The following is a 17,224-nucleotide window of genomic DNA, read 5'->3' on the forward strand; positions in this document are numbered from 1 at the left end:
GTTAGGGAGATTCTCAAATGCTATTCTGCTATAATATTGATAAACTATGCAGATAAATAATAAGAATGAAATTGTTAATTAACGGAAAATTCTGTTAAAACTTTATAAAATTAAATAAGTTTACAAATATATCCATAAAAGGTATGGTTAATTTATGTTAAAATTTTACATAAGGGGTGGTTATGTGAAGAAAAAAAGAGATTTTCTTTTTAAGTTTGTGTCGTCGTTAGTATGTGTAATTTTTATTTTGCAGACATCCTCAGTAAGTTTTGCAGAAAGCTCTTCAGAGCCTTTAGCACCTACTCATGTTAATAGTTGTGATAAGCTATTGGACAGTGTTTCTGTTGAAGAGTTTGAGAGGACTGTATCGTTGGAGAATAATACTGAAACTATTAAAATTACAAACCAAGACATTGTTAAAAAATATATAGAAGAGAATGATTTTGAAAAACCATCTAATCTTATACCAGCTGAACTTACTTTTGTAAGATCTCTATCAAACGAAAATAATCAAAATAATTACTCGCAAAGTTTAGCACCAGCTTCATATTATCTTAAAAATAAAACAGCTACTTCAGCTTGTGGAAGTTCTGTATTAAAAAAAGTAAGTGGTAATTCAGGTTCTTTAACATTAAGTTTTTCTTCAAAAATTGCTGCTTCATGGAATGCAAGTGTAGGTGTAAGTGCAAGTGTGGTTTCGGCAGGAGTAGGATTTAATGTATCAGCTGAGTATTCTGTAACTCAAAGTAATACAATTGATACAAATGGAAGATATGCTGAGATTAGAGCTTATGCAGAATATACTGGTTATCGTTTTGATGTATGGGAGTCTGGATGGTTTGGTGATAAAAAAGTTGGAAACGGGACAGCGTTAAGACCTGTTGGAATATGTTTTGTGACATATCGTTAATTTAATGTTAAGAAAAAGAATCCTTGAAATGAAGGATTCTTTTTTCATAGTTTGATAATATGGTAGGAAAGGGGGTAATTGTTTGAAGAATATAAAAATACGTAATGTGGTTTTAACATTTATCGTATTAATCGGCATTATACTTCTTGTGAAGAGTTTGGACTTTGCAAATAACCTTACTCATTCTTGGGTGCAAAGTTTAGGCGGTGATGTAGAAACATCGACATATAATATTATGTTAAATAATTATATGAATGTTTTCCAAATATCAGGAGGTATTTTATTTGGGATTGGATTTTTTCTATTATTATATTCAGTATTCTTTTGTAAGGAGTAGATCAATTATTAAATAAAGGTTGTGGGAGTTACTTACTGCAACCATTTTCTTATCTAACAATAGACAAAGTTATTAAAAGGGGAAACGTTGGTAAAATAAAGGGCATCATTCTAAGAATGATGCCCTGATCATGCTATACATTACCTACTGAATTACTTTTTCAATTGTAGGCATTACAGCAATTGGTGGTAATGATGCAGTCCAACCAACTGCATATACGTTTAATTTATCACCTATTGTGTAGTCTGCACCACTTGAAATAGGAACTCTTAAAATCTTATTCTGAGAAACTAATTCCCACCAATCATCTTGATAAGCAAGTGCTTCGTCCTTTGTAGAAGTAGCGGCAACTACTAAGTAATGATTATCTACTGAAATAACATATCCAGTAAAAGGTTCTTGTTCTTGGTTCTGAATAGAATGAATTGGTGTAGTGCTTACCGACGACTTATTGGAATCTGCAAAAGCTGGTGTTAATCCGAAAGTAAATCCACATCCTAAGGTTAAGGTTGTTACGGCTGTTACTAATTTTTGTTTTTTTGTAAACATCATATATCCCCCTTATATTTTATCCCTACAATATCCGTTTTCTATTTATATACATATAAAGCCTTTTAATATTAAGATATTTAACAATTATGTCACAACTATTCCATAAATGTTAATATTATCTATTAATGGGAGTGTCTTTGTGTTATAATTCACTAGGTGAACTATTATTGTTCCTTTCATCTTTTGATGGATGTATGCCCTTCCTTAATTGTAAATATGTTCGATTTTATTGGTGAAGAGGGAAGAAATCCCTCTTCTTTTTTGTCTCCTGTAAAGTTCAAAGGTGTCTTTCGGTGGTTTCTAGTGATGTTTTTTTAGGGGATATAATATTATAAGTTCTAGTATTCATAGCAGCAACTGAGTATATTATAGAAGGATTCAAAGCCATTTGTTTTATTTCCAAAGTTTAAAACATTCATTGATTCTTTAGGATCAAATGAAATGAATGATACCAATCATGAATGTATGCCTGAAGACTATAGTAAATAGGATTGTTATTGCTTTAACAGATAAAACTAACATGTACATTATTCATTGTTTATGAATCTTACTATTTCTATTAAAAAGCCTAATTTCTCAATGTATTATAGTGAAGTGCACCCCAATTTGGAGGGCTCTTCTCGTTTGAAGAATTAATATTCAAATAGTTTATCCATTAAATTTTGAATTTCACGTCTTCTTTTTTCTATTTTCTTTTTATCAATTGTATACTAATTACCTTCAATTATTAATTGAGGGTAAAGAAGTAACTGTCGAGACTAAGTTTACTGAAAAAGAAAAAAGGTTTTGTAAAGCTAGCCATTACTTTCGTTGGCACTAAACAGCAAGAAAGAGAAATAGTAGTGTTTGAAGACTTATTACATAAAGGTCAAGTAATTGTAACATACCCTGATGTTAATCAGATTTGGAAAAAGAAAAAACAAATTTACACACTATACTTGGCATCTAGATGAGACTTATAGCAAAGTCAAAGGAGAGTGGGGTTATCTTTATTGTACAAGGGAGCAAGATGGAGTTAATGATGAATAGTTAATTTCATAATTAAGAAATAGTTAAGAAATAGTTAAGCCCGGTTTAAAATTTGCTTTCTATACTAAAAACATAAGCATACAAGAAAGTTGGTGTTCTTACATGAGCGCAATAATAAAGACTACAAATTTAACAAAGATTTATGGCAATCAGAAATCAGTGGATAATCTTAATATAACCGTAAATCAAGGAGAAATTTACGGCTTTTTAGGTCGAAATGGTGCAGGGAAGACGACTACAATTAGAATGTTGTTAGGATTGATAAAGCCTACCCATGGAAAGATTGAAATATTTGGAGAAGATTTATTAAAAAATCAAAAAGAAATCCTTAAAAGAATTGGGTCTATTGTTGAAGTTCCTGGATTTTATGAGAATCTTACAGCACGGGAAAATCTACTAATTAATGCGAAAATTATTGGGATACACAAAAAAAATGCAATTGATGAAGCGTTAGAAATCGTGGGATTACAACATGAAACTAAAAAGCTTGTGGGTAAATATTCTTTAGGGATGAAGCAAAGATTAGGGATTGCTAGATCTCTTCTTCATTACCCAGAATTATTAATATTAGATGAGCCTACTAATGGTTTGGATCCAATAGGAATTAAGGAAATTAGAAGATTGATACAAAATTTGGCTAAAGAGAGAAAAATTACTTTATTAATATCCAGCCACATTTTATCGGAAATAGAACAGTTAGTAGATCATATGGGGATCATTCATGAAGGTAAGCTCTTAGAGGAAATCGAATTTAACAGCCTTAGAAAAAAGAATCGCAAATATATTGAGTTTCAAGTATCGAATGACAATAAAGCTACAAAAATCTTAGAGAAAAACTTTGGTATTTTTGATTATGAAGTTCATAATGAGGGGATTATTCGTGTGTATTCTAAACTTGGGCAACAAGGAGATATTAATAAAATATTTGTACAAAATGATATTCAGGTTTTGAAAATCTTGATGAGTGAAGACAGATTAGAAGATTACTTCACAAAATTAGTTGGAGGTGGAACAATTGGTTAATCTGTTATATACAGAATTATTAAAGCTAAAACGATCCCATATGTTCTTAATTAGTATTCTCGGTGCATCGGTAGTACCTTTTATGGTAGTAGTAGCATCATTTGTAAGCTTAAAAACTAAACATCCTACTCCTACTATTGTATTTAGTCAATTGTTTGGTGAAGTAAATTTATATACTGTTCTAATAATAGGAGTACCACTATATGGGGTAGTAACCGCCTACCTATTTATTCGGGAATATACAGAAGATACATTAAAGAATTTATTAACTATACCTGTATCACGTATGAATTTTCTTATAAGTAAATTTCTACTTCTATTTTCGTGGATTATGATGTTAACTTTTGTAGCATGGGGATTAACATTATTATTAGGGATAATATTTCAATTTGATGGACTAAGTTCATCCTTAATAAGGGAATCTTTTGTACAGTTTTTAATAGGTGGATTATTGCTTTTTATTTTATCAACACCAATCATACTTTTAACAATTGTACTTAAGAATTACGTACCGACCATTGTATTTACAGTTGTAATAACCATGATTAATTTAATGACAGCAAATTCAGAACATAGAGGATTGTTTCCATGGGCAGCAGCAGGTGATATCTCAAGAAATACGCTTCAGCCTACTTATCCTCCCGAGTACTCATATATAGGTATATTCGGAACATCTATTATTGGATTAGTATTATTGATTTCATATTTTAAAAAGGTAGATATTCATTAAGAAAAATAAAATGGGACCATCTAAAACTATTAGGTAGTAACAAAAAGTAGATTAAAAAATTTTAATTAGCGTTTGATTTATATATATGGTAAGGAGGAGTTTGAAAATGTCTTTTTCTCAATTCAATATTGATGCTTTTCGAGCCGTTAACGATTTAGGTAAACAGTACCCATTTCTGAATTCTACTATGACGTTCGTGGCAGAATATATGGTATATTTCTTAGCTTTAATTATTGTAGTGTATTGGTTTACTCGATCTAACCAAAATCGAATGATGGTTGTTCAAGCGATGATTGCTTTTGTGATTGCTGAGGTTATCGGGAAAATAGCAGGAAAGTTTCATTCAAATTATCAACCATTTGCAGAGTTACCCAATGTTAATAAATTGGTAGAGCATGCTGTTGATAATTCATTTCCAAGTGACCATACAATTTTATTCTTTTCAATTTGTTTTTCATTTTGGCTTGTTCATAAAAAGATTGGTTGGCTATGGATTACACTTGCATTCTGTGTAGCCATTTCTCGTATCTGGGTAGGAGTTCATTATCCTTTCGATGTTATAACAGGTGCTATATTAGGGATTGTTTCAGCGATAATTGCTTATTGGTTAGTACCAAAAGTTACTTTCTTGAAAAGAATACTTTCTATATATGAAAAAGGGGAAAACTACATTTTACCCGCAAAAGATAAATCAAAAAATTTTTAAGGAAAAACATCTGAATTATAAGTAGCTTTTTGCTTATAGTGTTAATTTGATGTTAGATAAAGATGCAACATTTCTAGGACAATTGAAGTGGCTTAAACTTGCCACTTCAATTGTCCTAGAATAACTGAGTAAAAATATGGTTTATATATGTATCATAAATACGAATAATGTTTTTTGGGTAAGAATTTACTCATTACGATTTTTTGGGAAGACTAAACCTCATAGACATACCCCACATCATTTTCACTTCAAAAATGAATTTCATACTTAAGTTAAAACAGTTACAAGGGATAAGATAACATTGGTGTTCATTCCTTTTTGTAATAATTGTGGATATACATAATTATTTTTTGGAAAACAATTTACAGTAATATTACGTTTTTTAGAGGAGAAATCAAGTTGTCAAAATCACTAATAAATACGATTTATTAGTGATTTTGACAACTTGAGAAAATAATTCGTTTATTATTTTGATTACAATATAAGGTAGTATTAGAATGTAGCGTGGAAAGTTAGAGAAAATAAACTGCATATCAAAAGGAGGATGCTTTTGGATAGTTATGTTTGGATTATGAATATCAGAATGAAAAACTATACAATTTAATGAGTGGTAGTGTACATTTGGACGTGTAATCCGTGATAGAAATCCTAATGGCAAATTATATCTTAAAGCAGTGTGTTAGGCTCTAACCAAAGGAACTGCGATGAACGTTAGGGATTTAGATATTCTACGTTTCAAACATAGCAAAGGTTTTAAATTCTGAATAATTAGAATTAAGTCAAATTAAATGGGGAGTCCTTATGAAGAAAATTTTAGTTATATTTCAAAATGGGAATTACTCGAGGCTATTTTTTGCATCTTTTACTTCACAAATGGGTAGTACAATTGGTTTAACTGCACTTATGTTTTATTTTTTAAATCGTTTTTCGCACCAACCTGCATATGCTACTATTACGGAGTTGATGTTGTCTTTGCCCACATTAGTAGTATTTTTTCTTGTTGGTGTAGTTACTGATAGGATTGATCGACAAAAAATAGCTCAAAATTGTGATTGGATCTGTTCTATATTATCGCTTTTATTATTGTGGTCTCTTTTTCTAAATTGGATGCCAGTAGCATTTGCGCTGTTATTTTTAAGAAGTATGGTAAAGAGCTTTTTTACACCCGCGCAATCATCCCTTGTACAAGGTGTTTTAACAAGAGATGATTATGCTACTGCAGTTGGTTTGAATCAGATGGTTACAAGTTTGTTTATGCTTTTTGGTAGTGGTATCGGGATTTATTGTTATTGGGTAATCGGTATTTATGGTGCAATCTTAATTGATGCAATTAGTTTTTTTATTAGTGCTCTTCTTATAAAATCTTGTAGAATGTCAGAAGAAATTCGTATGCCAAACGGAAAACATAATATCAAGGATTTGAACATTTCAATTGTAATGAAGGATTTTTTGAAGGGAATACGTTATATTTTGAACCACAACTTGTTACTTACACTTATCTCCGGATTTATAGTTTTCGGAATTTTAAATGGAGGGCTCTCAGTGATGCAGGTATTTATTTTAAAATACAAACTAGCCCCGAGAAACTATGAAGAAGTTTCAATTATATTAAGTATAGTCTTTGGTATCGGGATTTTACTTGGTAGTGTTATAGCATCTATACTTTCTCAAAAAATAAAGCTTTATCATTTACTAATTTTAGCTTTGTTTATTGGAGGAGGAGCGACTATTTTGAGCTCATTAGTCAATACAGTTTGGCTGTATGTTATTTGTACGGGCATAGTTGCCCTAGCACTTCCGATGATTAATGTAGCTATTGGAGGTTGGATTCCGAAAATAGTAAATCCAAAAATGATGGGAAGAGTACACGGGTGTATTAATCCTTTGATGATGCTCTCACAGTCACTAACCTTACTTTTTATTGCTGGATTTTACCCAGGTATTCTTGCAGTTGAAACTCTTTTTTGGATAGTTGGCGGATGTTTAATATTTGTAGGAGTTTTTTACATGATTAGCATTCCACGATTAATGAAAGTAGAAAAATCAGCTAGCATAACGCTCGAATAATTGTAGTTGATCAATTAATTTAACTAGGATTTGTGAGGGGTTATATGGAAATTTTTGTTACCAAAATTAAAGATATGAATGATCGAAAATTAGAAAAAATTTGTTCGTGGATAGATGAAGGGAAAAGATATAGAATAAAAAAATTTATTAATAAAAAAGATAAAATTAGAACCTTGATTGGTGAATTACTAGTAAGGACTCTAACAAATAAAAAGCTTAAAATCGGTAATGAAAGAATAGTATGGGGGAAAAATAATTATGGAAAACCTTATTTAAAGGGGTATCCGAATTATTACTTTAACATTTCACATTCGGGAGAATTTGTAGTATGTGCAATTAGTAATAACCCTATTGGAATTGATATTGAACAAATAAAACATATTGAATATGAAGAAATAGCAAAAAGTTTTTTCTGTGATAGTGAATACGCTTATATACAAAAAGGTGATGTTAATCATCAATTGAGGAAGTTTTATGAGGTATGGACATTGAAAGAGAGTTATATTAAATGCTATGGAAGCGGATTATCAATGTCACTAAAATCATTTTCTATTAATATAGATAGTCACAAAGCTGTTCATATACTTTTCGATAATAGAGAAAAGAGTAATTCTTATTCAATGGCGATTTTTGATATAGAGTTAGAATACAAAATGGCTGTATGTTCATTAAATGAAGAAATTTCTAGTAATATAACAGTGATTAACCAAGATATTATTATTAATGATTTTTACAAACTTTTATCAGATAGAGGTGCATTTTAATGATGTTATTTTGTTTGCCTTATGCAGGAGGATCCGAAGCGTTATATTATAAATGGGGTGATTATCTAACCCCATCTATAAATCTATGTCCAGTACTGTTAAAAGGAAGAGGGAAAAGATTCAATGAACCATTTTATAATAGCTTAGAAGAAGCGGTAGATGACATCTTTGATAATATTCGGGATAAAATATGTGAGGAAGATTATGCAATTTATGGACATAGTATGGGGAGCCTATTAGCGTATGAATTATACTATAAAATAATAGGAATGGGATTCAAGAAACCCAAGCATATCTTTTTTTCAGGATACAAAGCACCGAGTGAAAGGGAAAAGAAGGAGATAACTTATAATTTACCAAATAACGAGTTTAAAAATAGAGTTATAGAATTAGGGGGAACACCAGAAGAATTAATTCGTAACGAAGAATTGTTCGAATTTTTCATTCCTTTACTAAAACATGATTTTAAAATAGTTGAAACATATGAATATAAAGAAAAAGCGGACAAAATCACATGCGATATTACTGTATTAAACGGAACAGAAGATTTAATTAGTCTAAAAGGCATAATTGGTTGGAAGAAGCATACTTGTGGAAATTTTAAGATTTATAATTTGGAAGGAAATCATTTCTTTATAAATAACAATGTGAAAAAAATTACAACAATAATAAATGATACGTTAACTGAGGTTGTGAACTACTCGCCACTTAGCAAAGCTTGAAGTGGGAGCTTCTCAGTTCCACGACGAAAGTAACTTTTCGTCTCCCTGAGCGTTACTTTGGGGTGTTCCACCCCTAGATGTTCAACGCATGGATGCTCTTTTGGTACGGTTGATATTTTACGCAGGAACCGAATGGCTTGGTTTTCGCACTCTATTTTCTTCCTGCAACCTTCTATATCAAGTTATCAAAGAACTTCATATAGCTAGTTTATCAAAAGTTTTTGGCTATGCCAAACCGAAATTCATCTCCCACCTATTGTTGGGCTACGCCCTTCACACGCTTGAGGAAGGAGAATTCTTTCGGGGAATACGTTAAATTAGATTCCTCAGATATATACCAATAGTTATCTTTACTTATTCATTTTGTTAATTATGTGCTGTAGTAGCGTTATCTGTAACTTGTGATATGAGGTTTAATATTTGTCTTTAATTAAATCACTGTATAAATTTCTGATTATTTTAATTTTTTAGATAAATTTTTATCATATGTTTTTTGCATGAAAATAAGGAAATTTTTCTCGTAGTAAGTTAAATTTTTTTATAGAATTCCTTTTAGTAACTTCTAAATAGGGGGGATTGTATACCTTGTTATGAACGATGAATTTTTTATTTAATTCATTCTCTATATTTTTAACAGTAATAAAATAATAAATAATTTTGGTAATGGATAATTACTAAAAAAGGGGAAATCCAACATGTCTATTAAGAATTCTGGTGAAATAAACAAGGGTGGTATAAGAACTTACGATGAGATTACAGTAGCAGAGCAAGATATGATATTAAATAAATTCAATTCTACAAAAACCGAATATCCAAGAAATAAGACCATAAACCAGCTATTTGAAGAACAAGTGGAGAGAACACCTGAAAATATTGCAGTTGTGTTTAAAGATAAACAACTCACATACAGGGAACTTAACGAGAAATCCAATCAATTAGCAAGGATGTTAAGGAATAAGGGTGTTAATACAGATGCTATTATAGGATTAATGATTGATAGATCACTTGAAATGATAATTGGAATAATGGGTATTTTAAAATCTGGAGCAGCTTACCTCCCAATTGATCCTGATACTCCAAAAGCAAGAATTGACTATATGTTACGGGATAGTCATACCATGATTTTATTGACTCAAGAGAAATTCGTTAAGAAAATCGAATATGATTTAGAAATAATCAATTTGGACGAGCTAGATTCAAGTGACTTAAGTACAGATAATCTGAATCATGTAAATCGTCCTGATAATACAGCTTATATTATTTATACATCGGGTTCTACTGGAATACCAAAGGGAGTTATCATTTCGCATTATAGTGCTATCAGAGTCGTTCGAAATACAAATTACATAGAAATAAAAAATAATGATACCATTCTGCAGCTTTCGAATTATTCTTTTGATGGATCAATTTTTGATATATATGGTGCTCTGTTAAATGGAGCGAAATTAGTAGTGATAGAAAAAGATACAGTCACGGATATAAATAAGCTTGGAAATATAATTAAGCAAGAAAGCATAAACGTAATGTTTATTACAACAGCTTTATTTAATGCGCTTGTAGGTATGAAAATAGATTGTTTAATCAATATAAGAAAAATATTATTTGGTGGAGAAAGAATTTCAGTCTCCCATGCAAGAAAAGCATTAGAATTTCTAGGGAAAGATAAACTCATTCATGTATACGGACCAACGGAAAGTACTGTTTTTGCCACATATTACTTTATAAATGAAATAGATGAGGATGTTGACACTCTACCTATAGGTAAACCGTTAGCAAATACTTCAGTTTACATAGTAGATGAAAAGAAAAATTTACTTCCTATTGGTGAACCTGGAGAACTTTGTATTTCTGGTGATGGATTAACTAAAGGGTACTTAAATAATGAGCAGCTAACATTAGAGAAATTCGTTAAAAACCCATTTGCAGAAGGAGAGCGTTTATATCACACAGGAGATTTGGCTAGGTGGTTACCTGATGGGAATATTGAATTTATAGGAAGAATTGACCATCAAGTAAAGGTTCGGGGATTTAGGATTGAACTTGGAGAGATAGAGAGTCAATTATTAAAGCATCCAAATGTAAAAGAAACTGTAGTTGTAGCAAGAGAAGAAAAGGACAAGAGCAATTATATTTGTGCATATCTAACATTAGTAGGAGAAGTTACTGTTGAAGAATTAAGAAAATTTTTAGGTGAAAAGTTACCTGATTATATGATTCCTACTTATTTCCTTAAGTTAGATAAAATGCCGTTAACAGCAAATGGAAAAATAGATAAAAAGTCTTTACCTGAACCAGATCAAAGTTTTAATACCGAGGTTGAATATGAGGAACCAAGAAATGAGATTGAAAAACAGCTCGTTTTAATGTGGCAGGAAACTTTGAATATAAATAAAGTTGGTATTAATGACAGTTTTGCAGTTCTTGGTGGGCATTCGATAAACGCAATGGAGCTTTTATCTAAAATGAATGACAGGTTAAGTGTTGATTTACCATTAAAGGAACTGTTTAGATTATCTACAATAAAGAAAATAAGTGCTTACATCGAAACAAACAAAGGAGAAATTATAGAGAACCGACAATTTACAAAAACTACAGATTTAAAGAATTTACATGAACCTTTCCCACTTACAGGTATACAATTAGCCTATTTAATAGGTAGAGATCCGGCTTTTGAAATTGGTGGAGCAGCTACAAATTTAACGGTTGAATTTGAAATAGATATTAATATAGATAGGTTTAATAGTGCATTACAAAAATTAATTAATAGACATCCAATACTAAGAACAATAGTTTTTGAAAATGGAACACAAAGAATCTTAGAAGGAGAACTTCTTTATTCTGTAGACACAGTAGATGTAAGGAATTTAAATCAAGAAGATATAATGATACGTATATTGGAACAAAGACAAAAAATGATAGCTAAAATCATAGATCCAAGTACTTGGCCATTATTTGAGATAAAAGCATTTATATTACCCAATAATCAAAAATATTTTTGCTTAAATATAGATCCGCTAATTTGTGATGACAGTAGTATGAAAATATTAATCAAGGAATTTAAAATGTTTTACAATCAGCCAAGTCTGCAGCTGCCTGAGCTGGAGTATAATTTTAGAGACTATGTTTTAGCAACCAATGAATTTAGGCAATCTAATCGATATAAAAAAGATGAGAAATACTGGTTAAATAAATTGGATGATTTCCCAAGTGCACCAGCATTGCCTTTAAAATGCAACCCATTAGAAATTGAGAAACCTACATTCAATAAATGTTCGGAATTTTTAGAACGTGAAACATGGAATAAATTAAAACAAAAAGCAAGAGAAAAAAATCTTACCCCTACATCGGTTTTATGTGCTGCATATGCTTATGTCTTAGCATATTGGAGTAATCAGAGTCAATTTGCAGTAAATTTAACTGTTTTTAATCGGATACCGTTTCATCAAGACGTAAAAAAAATCATTGGGGATTTCACAACTCTAATGTTATTAGATATTAATGCGAAAGATAGTATTGAGTCATTTTGGAAATTTGCTGCGAAGGTACAGGATACATTGTTAGAAGCCCTTGAACATAGACATTATGATGGTGTGGATTTTATAAGAGCTATTGGGAAAAAACATAGAATGGTTAATCAAGCTATAATGCCTATTGTATTTACAAGTGTATTGAGTGAGGACTCAGATGATTCATTTGATCATTTGATAGATTTTGAAAAGATTAAATTTTTTAGTACAAGAACATCCCAAGTTTATATAGATAACCAAGTTTATGAATTAAATGGAGGTTTATATATTACATGGGATTACGTTGAACAATTATTTGAGATCAATGTTATTAAATCAATGTTTGAACAATATATAAATGTATTAAATCAGGTTATAGTTAATGATCAAGTATCAGGTATTAACCTTAGTGAGAATAGCATAAAAGTTATTGAAACCTATAATGATACAAACAAAAGGTTTGATAAGTGTACTTTACATGAAATGTTTGTGAATCGAGCAAAATTAGTACCAGATAAGGTAGCTGTAATTCATCATGATGATTCGATAACTTATAAAGAACTAAATGAAAAATCGAATCAAATTGCAAGATACTTAATGGATAAGGGAGTTAGAAAAGGTGATTACATTGGTGTGATAGGTAAGCGATGTATAGATACCATTATAAATTTGTTTGCTGTCTTAAAGGCTGGAGCAGCATATATACCGCTTGATCCTGATTATCCTGAAGAAAGAAAAGAATATATAAAAAAGAAAAGTAATTGTAAGTTCTTTATAACACCTTCTACCTATAAAGATGAAAATATTAGGGAATATTCTGGTGATGAAGTCAATATAAAAGTAGATGAAACAGATATGGCATATGTTATTTTTACTTCTGGTAGTACAGGAAAACCTAAAGGAGTTCAAATAACTCATGGTGCAGCAACAAATACGATTATAGATATTAACGAAAAATTCTGTGTGACAGAAAATGATAAAATTATGGGGATTTCTTCACTGTGCTTTGATTTGTCAGTTTATGATGTTTTTGGTGCATTGAGCTGTGGAGCGGCCCTTGTAATTATAGATGATCAAAGGGATGTATATAACCTAAAAAAAGTTGTAAAGAAAGAAGGAATCACAATTTGGAACTCAGTTCCAGCAATTATGGAACTGACAGTGGACTTATATAATGATAGTGAACAGGATGATAGTTTAAGGCTTGTATTGCTTAGTGGGGACTGGATACCGCTGGAACTTCCTCAGAAGATAAAGAAAACTTTCAAAAATGCGGAAGTTATTAGCTTAGGTGGAGCGACTGAGGGTTCAATATGGTCCATATATTACCCTATTAAGGAAGCTAAGAGTGATTGGAAAAGTATACCATATGGAATGCCGTTGGCTAACCAGAAAATTTATGTATTAAATCAAAACAAGCAATTGTGTCCCGTAGATGTAGAGGGAGAATTGTACATTGGTGGATTGGGAGTAGCAAGTGGGTATATAAATGATATTGAAAAAACTAAGATGTCATTTATTTTGCACGAAGAATTAGGGTATATTTACAAAACTGGTGATTATGGCGTGTTAAAAAAGGACGGATATGTCGAATTTTTAGGAAGAAAAGACAGTCAAGTTAAGATAAGGGGATATAGGGTAGAATTAGGGGAAATTGAAAATTGCATAATCAAATATAAAGGTGTAAATAAAACAGTAGTAATTGACTATACAAACGATAATAAAATGAAAAGCCTGTATGCTTTTGTAGTTTCAGATGAAGACATAAACCCAAATGAACTAAAACAATATTTGCAAAATCAGCTCCCGAATTATATGATTCCATCAAGATTTTTCAAAATAGATGAAATACCATTGACTGTAAATGGGAAAGTAAATAAGAGTATTTTGGGGGAATTAATAAAAAATCATGAACTAGATGAAGTTGCAGCAACTACATGTGAAGAAGCAGAAAATGAAACTCAAGCCCAAATATTAGATATATGGAAAGATGTATTTGGAATAGAAAACATAGGAATAGATACTAATTACTATGAAATAGGCGGAGATTCATTAAAAGCGATATCGATTGTTACTGAAATTAAAAAGAGAATGAATATAGAGGTGCCGATAGGAGAAATATTTAAAAATGACACTATAAAGGTATTAGATCAATATTTGAAAAATAGCCAAGACAATCATAGGGGAAATAGGATTGAAAGGGTATCGAACAAGGATTATTATGCTACATCGCCTTCTCAAAAACGAATGTACATGCTTTCTATGATGGAAAATAATAGAGGAGCATATCATATTCCTATGGCGTTACTTGTCGAAGGTGAAATCGAATGTAATAGACTTGAAAATGCATTTAGAAAATTTATAGATAGACATGAAATCCTGAGAACAGGATTTGAAGTATTAGATAATGAATTAGTTCAAAGGGTTTATGATAAAGTTGATTTTGATTTGGAATACCAATGTTTAGATATAGTCGTAACAGATGATGAAGGTTTAAGAGATTTAACTAGCAAAATGTGTAAGGAATCAACAAAGCCTTTTGATTTAAGTAAACCATCATTAATGAGAGCTAAACTAATTAAAATCGGAGTAGAGAAGCATATATTGGTTGTTAACTTCCATCACATAATAGCAGATGGGGTATCACAAGGAATATTTATGAATGAAATACTCAATTTATATAACAATCTTGATCTACCTAAGATAAATATACAATACAAGGATTATGTAGAATGGAATAATACGTATAATCAATCTAATGCTATCAAAAAACAAGAGCAATATTGGCTGAATTTATACAGTCATCTGCCATCTAAATTAGAATTACCTTATGATTATAGAAAAGAAAATATTGATACCTTTGCAGGAGAAAATGCATACTTTCATATAGAAAAAGAGTTATCTGAACAGATAAGAAGGGTAGCTAAGGATACAGGGTCAACTTTATATATGCTTATGCTTAGCGCTTATCATATATTACTTCACAAATATACTGGAAAAACTGATATTGTTGTCGGAACAGCAGCATCAGGTAGGTTACATCAAGATTTACAAAATATTTTTGGTGTGTTCGTCAACACTATTGCTTTAAGAAACAATATAGATGCTACAAAAAGTTTTAAAGAAATTTTGGAACAGGTAAAAGAAAATACAATTACAGCATTTGAAAACTCAGAGTATCAGTTTGACGAACTAATTCGCAGTATAGACTATGAAAGAGACTCTAATAGAAACCCTTTATTTGATACCATGTTTGTATTGGAAGACGCTAAATTATTTACTAAGAAGCAAGGTGCTTTAAATCTTAGTCCAATAATATTTGAATTAGATAATGCAAAATTCGATATCACTTTTAGTATTTTAGATTATGACGATGAGATCGTGTTAAATGTCGAATATAGTACCGGATTATTCAAAAGAGACACAATATTAAGAATGACAGAAAATTATATTAATATTCTGAGGGAAATATCGAGGAATCTTTCGATAAGTGTAAATAAAATAGATATGATCCCACAAGAAGAAAAGCGCTTTTTATTGTATGAACATAACGATACAAATGTAGATTTCTCTAAAAACCAGTTAATACACACGTTATTTGAAGAACAAGTAGAACGAACGCCAGATAGCATTGCAGTTGTTTTTGAAGATAAGAAATTGACATATAGGGAGTTAAATGAAAAATCTAATCAATTGGCAAGAGCGTTAAGAGAAAATGGTGTTGGTTCTGATAAAATAGTAGGAATATTATTAGAACGTTCAGTTGATGTGATTGTGGGAATTATGGGGATTTTAAAAGCTGGTGGTGCGTATTTACCAATTGATCCTACATATCCTATAGATAGAATTAAATATATACTTCAAGATAGTCAAACTGAAATATTATTGACCCAGGATAAATTAATTAATTTAGTTGATTGTACAGAAGTTGATGATATTAGCATTATTAATATTCATAATGAGCATTTGTTTAAATACGGAACCGAGAACTTACGTATTGATAGCAGCAGTAAAGATTTAGTCTATGTTATTTATACCTCTGGTTCTACTGGAAAGCCAAAAGGAGTTATGGTGGAGCATCATTCATTGGTGAACTTATGTAATTGGCATAATTCCTTCAATGAAATAAGTGAAACTGATAAAAATGCTAGTTATGCAAGTATAAGTTTTGATGCATTTGCTTGGGAAGTATTTCCTTATATCATAGCGGGTTCAGAGATTCATATTATAAATGATAATTTAAAATTAGATGTTACAAAATTAAACAAATATTTTATTGAAAAAGAGATTTCAATAAGCTTTTTACCTACACAAGTATGTGAACAATTTTTAATGCTTGAGAATACATCTTTAAGAAGATTATTAACAGGTGGAGATAAACTAAATTATTTTGAAAATAAAAGTTACCAGATTGTTAATAACTATGGTCCTACAGAGAATTCAGTAGTAACAACAAGCTTTATTATAGAAAATTCTTATGACAATATACCGATAGGAAAACCAATATGTAATACAAAAGTTTTTATTTTAAACGAATCTAACGGGCTTTGTCCATTGGGAGTGCCAGGCGAGCTTTGTATCAGCGGAGAAGGTTTGGCCCGTGGTTATTTAAATAGACCAGAGCTCACAGCAGAAAAATTCATTCCAAATCCGTTCATTCCAGGAGAGAGAATGTATCGAACAGGAGACCTTGTGAGAATGTTACCTGATGGAAATATTGAGTTTTTAGGAAGAATTGACCATCAAGTGAAAATTCGTGGTTTCAGGATTGAACTGGGTGAGATAGAGAGTCAACTTCTAAAACATAAGGAAGTAAAAGAAGCTGTTGTTATCGCAAGAGAAGATAGTAATAATCATCAATATTTATGTGCGTACTTT

General features: G+C 30.8%; 10 protein-coding genes and 1 pseudogene. 10 read left to right on the forward strand and 1 reads right to left on the reverse strand.

Annotated elements, in window-relative coordinates; all coding sequences use genetic code 11:
- Positions 1 to 184 precede the first annotated feature (184 nt).
- Together MR107_RS25810 and MR107_RS25815 are read left to right on the forward strand one after the other, a co-directional pair.
- The gene (locus MR107_RS25810; RefSeq protein ID WP_242292874.1) at positions 185 to 910 is read left to right on the forward strand and encodes a hypothetical protein; all 726 of its coding nucleotides are present in this window, start codon (positions 185 to 187) and stop codon (positions 908 to 910) included.
- An 82-nt stretch (positions 911 to 992) separates the two neighbouring features.
- Positions 993 to 1,247 carry a hypothetical protein gene (locus MR107_RS25815; RefSeq protein WP_063549887.1) on the forward strand — a complete coding sequence of 85 codons (255 nt, stop codon included), beginning with the start codon at positions 993 to 995 and terminating at the stop codon, positions 1,245 to 1,247.
- 144 nt (positions 1,248 to 1,391) lie between these two features.
- Here MR107_RS25815 and MR107_RS25820 read toward each other — a convergent pair whose 3' ends face one another.
- Positions 1,392 to 1,796, reverse strand: a complete 405-nt coding sequence (locus MR107_RS25820; RefSeq protein ID WP_088321799.1) for a DUF3221 domain-containing protein — start codon at positions 1,794 to 1,796, stop codon at positions 1,392 to 1,394.
- 727 nt (positions 1,797 to 2,523) lie between these two features.
- Between MR107_RS25820 and MR107_RS25830 the strand changes: the two are divergent.
- The 8 genes and pseudogenes from MR107_RS25830 to MR107_RS25870 form a co-directional block, all read left to right on the forward strand.
- Positions 2,524 to 2,704: pseudogene (locus MR107_RS25830) on the forward strand (VaFE repeat-containing surface-anchored protein); the annotation flags it as partial.
- Positions 2,705 to 2,930: 226 nt separating this feature from the next.
- On the forward strand, positions 2,931 to 3,851 hold the full coding sequence (locus MR107_RS25840) for an ABC transporter ATP-binding protein (protein ID WP_001273092.1): 921 nt from the start codon (positions 2,931 to 2,933) through the stop codon (positions 3,849 to 3,851).
- Positions 3,844 to 4,581, forward strand: a complete 738-nt coding sequence (locus MR107_RS25845; protein ID WP_000247702.1) for an ABC transporter permease — start codon at positions 3,844 to 3,846, stop codon at positions 4,579 to 4,581. Before MR107_RS25840 ends, MR107_RS25845 begins: the two co-directional genes overlap by 8 nt.
- A gap of 106 nt (positions 4,582 to 4,687) precedes the next feature.
- The gene (locus tag MR107_RS25850) at positions 4,688 to 5,287 is read left to right on the forward strand and encodes an undecaprenyl-diphosphatase (protein ID WP_000010574.1); all 600 of its coding nucleotides are present in this window, start codon (positions 4,688 to 4,690) and stop codon (positions 5,285 to 5,287) included.
- 801 nt (positions 5,288 to 6,088) lie between these two features.
- On the forward strand, positions 6,089 to 7,354 hold the full coding sequence (locus tag MR107_RS25855; RefSeq protein WP_088322611.1) for an MFS transporter: 1,266 nt from the start codon (positions 6,089 to 6,091) through the stop codon (positions 7,352 to 7,354).
- Positions 7,355 to 7,398: 44 nt separating this feature from the next.
- Positions 7,399 to 8,118: a 4'-phosphopantetheinyl transferase family protein gene (locus MR107_RS25860; RefSeq protein WP_242292875.1), complete on the forward strand. Its 720-nt coding sequence runs from the start codon at positions 7,399 to 7,401 to the stop codon at positions 8,116 to 8,118.
- Positions 8,118 to 8,840: a thioesterase II family protein gene (locus tag MR107_RS25865; RefSeq protein ID WP_166695579.1), complete on the forward strand. Its 723-nt coding sequence runs from the start codon at positions 8,118 to 8,120 to the stop codon at positions 8,838 to 8,840. Before MR107_RS25860 ends, MR107_RS25865 begins: the two co-directional genes overlap by 1 nt.
- Positions 8,841 to 9,535: 695 nt before the next feature.
- Positions 9,536 to 17,224 (forward strand): non-ribosomal peptide synthetase (locus MR107_RS25870; protein ID WP_242292876.1); only part of this gene is annotated, 7,689 nt, incomplete at its 3' end.

This window comes from Bacillus cereus group sp. BfR-BA-01441, from assembly GCF_022663075.1.
GTDB classification, from domain to species: domain Bacteria; phylum Bacillota; class Bacilli; order Bacillales; family Bacillaceae_G; genus Bacillus_A; species Bacillus_A cereus.

Bases quoted from the DNA above. Each gene is read 5' to 3' on its own strand.
- MR107_RS25820 (WP_088321799.1), bottom strand. From the start codon at position 1,796: ATGTTTACAAAAAAACAAAAATTAGTAACAGCCGTAACAACCTTAACC.
- MR107_RS25855 (WP_088322611.1), top strand. From the start codon at position 6,089: ATGAAGAAAATTTTAGTTATATTTCAAAATGGGAATTACTCGAGGCTA.
- MR107_RS25860 (WP_242292875.1), top strand. From the start codon at position 7,399: ATGGAAATTTTTGTTACCAAAATTAAAGATATGAATGATCGAAAATTA.
- MR107_RS25865 (WP_166695579.1), top strand. From the start codon at position 8,118: ATGATGTTATTTTGTTTGCCTTATGCAGGAGGATCCGAAGCGTTATAT.
- MR107_RS25850 (WP_000010574.1), top strand. From the start codon at position 4,688: ATGTCTTTTTCTCAATTCAATATTGATGCTTTTCGAGCCGTTAACGAT.
- MR107_RS25840 (WP_001273092.1), top strand. From the start codon at position 2,931: ATGAGCGCAATAATAAAGACTACAAATTTAACAAAGATTTATGGCAAT.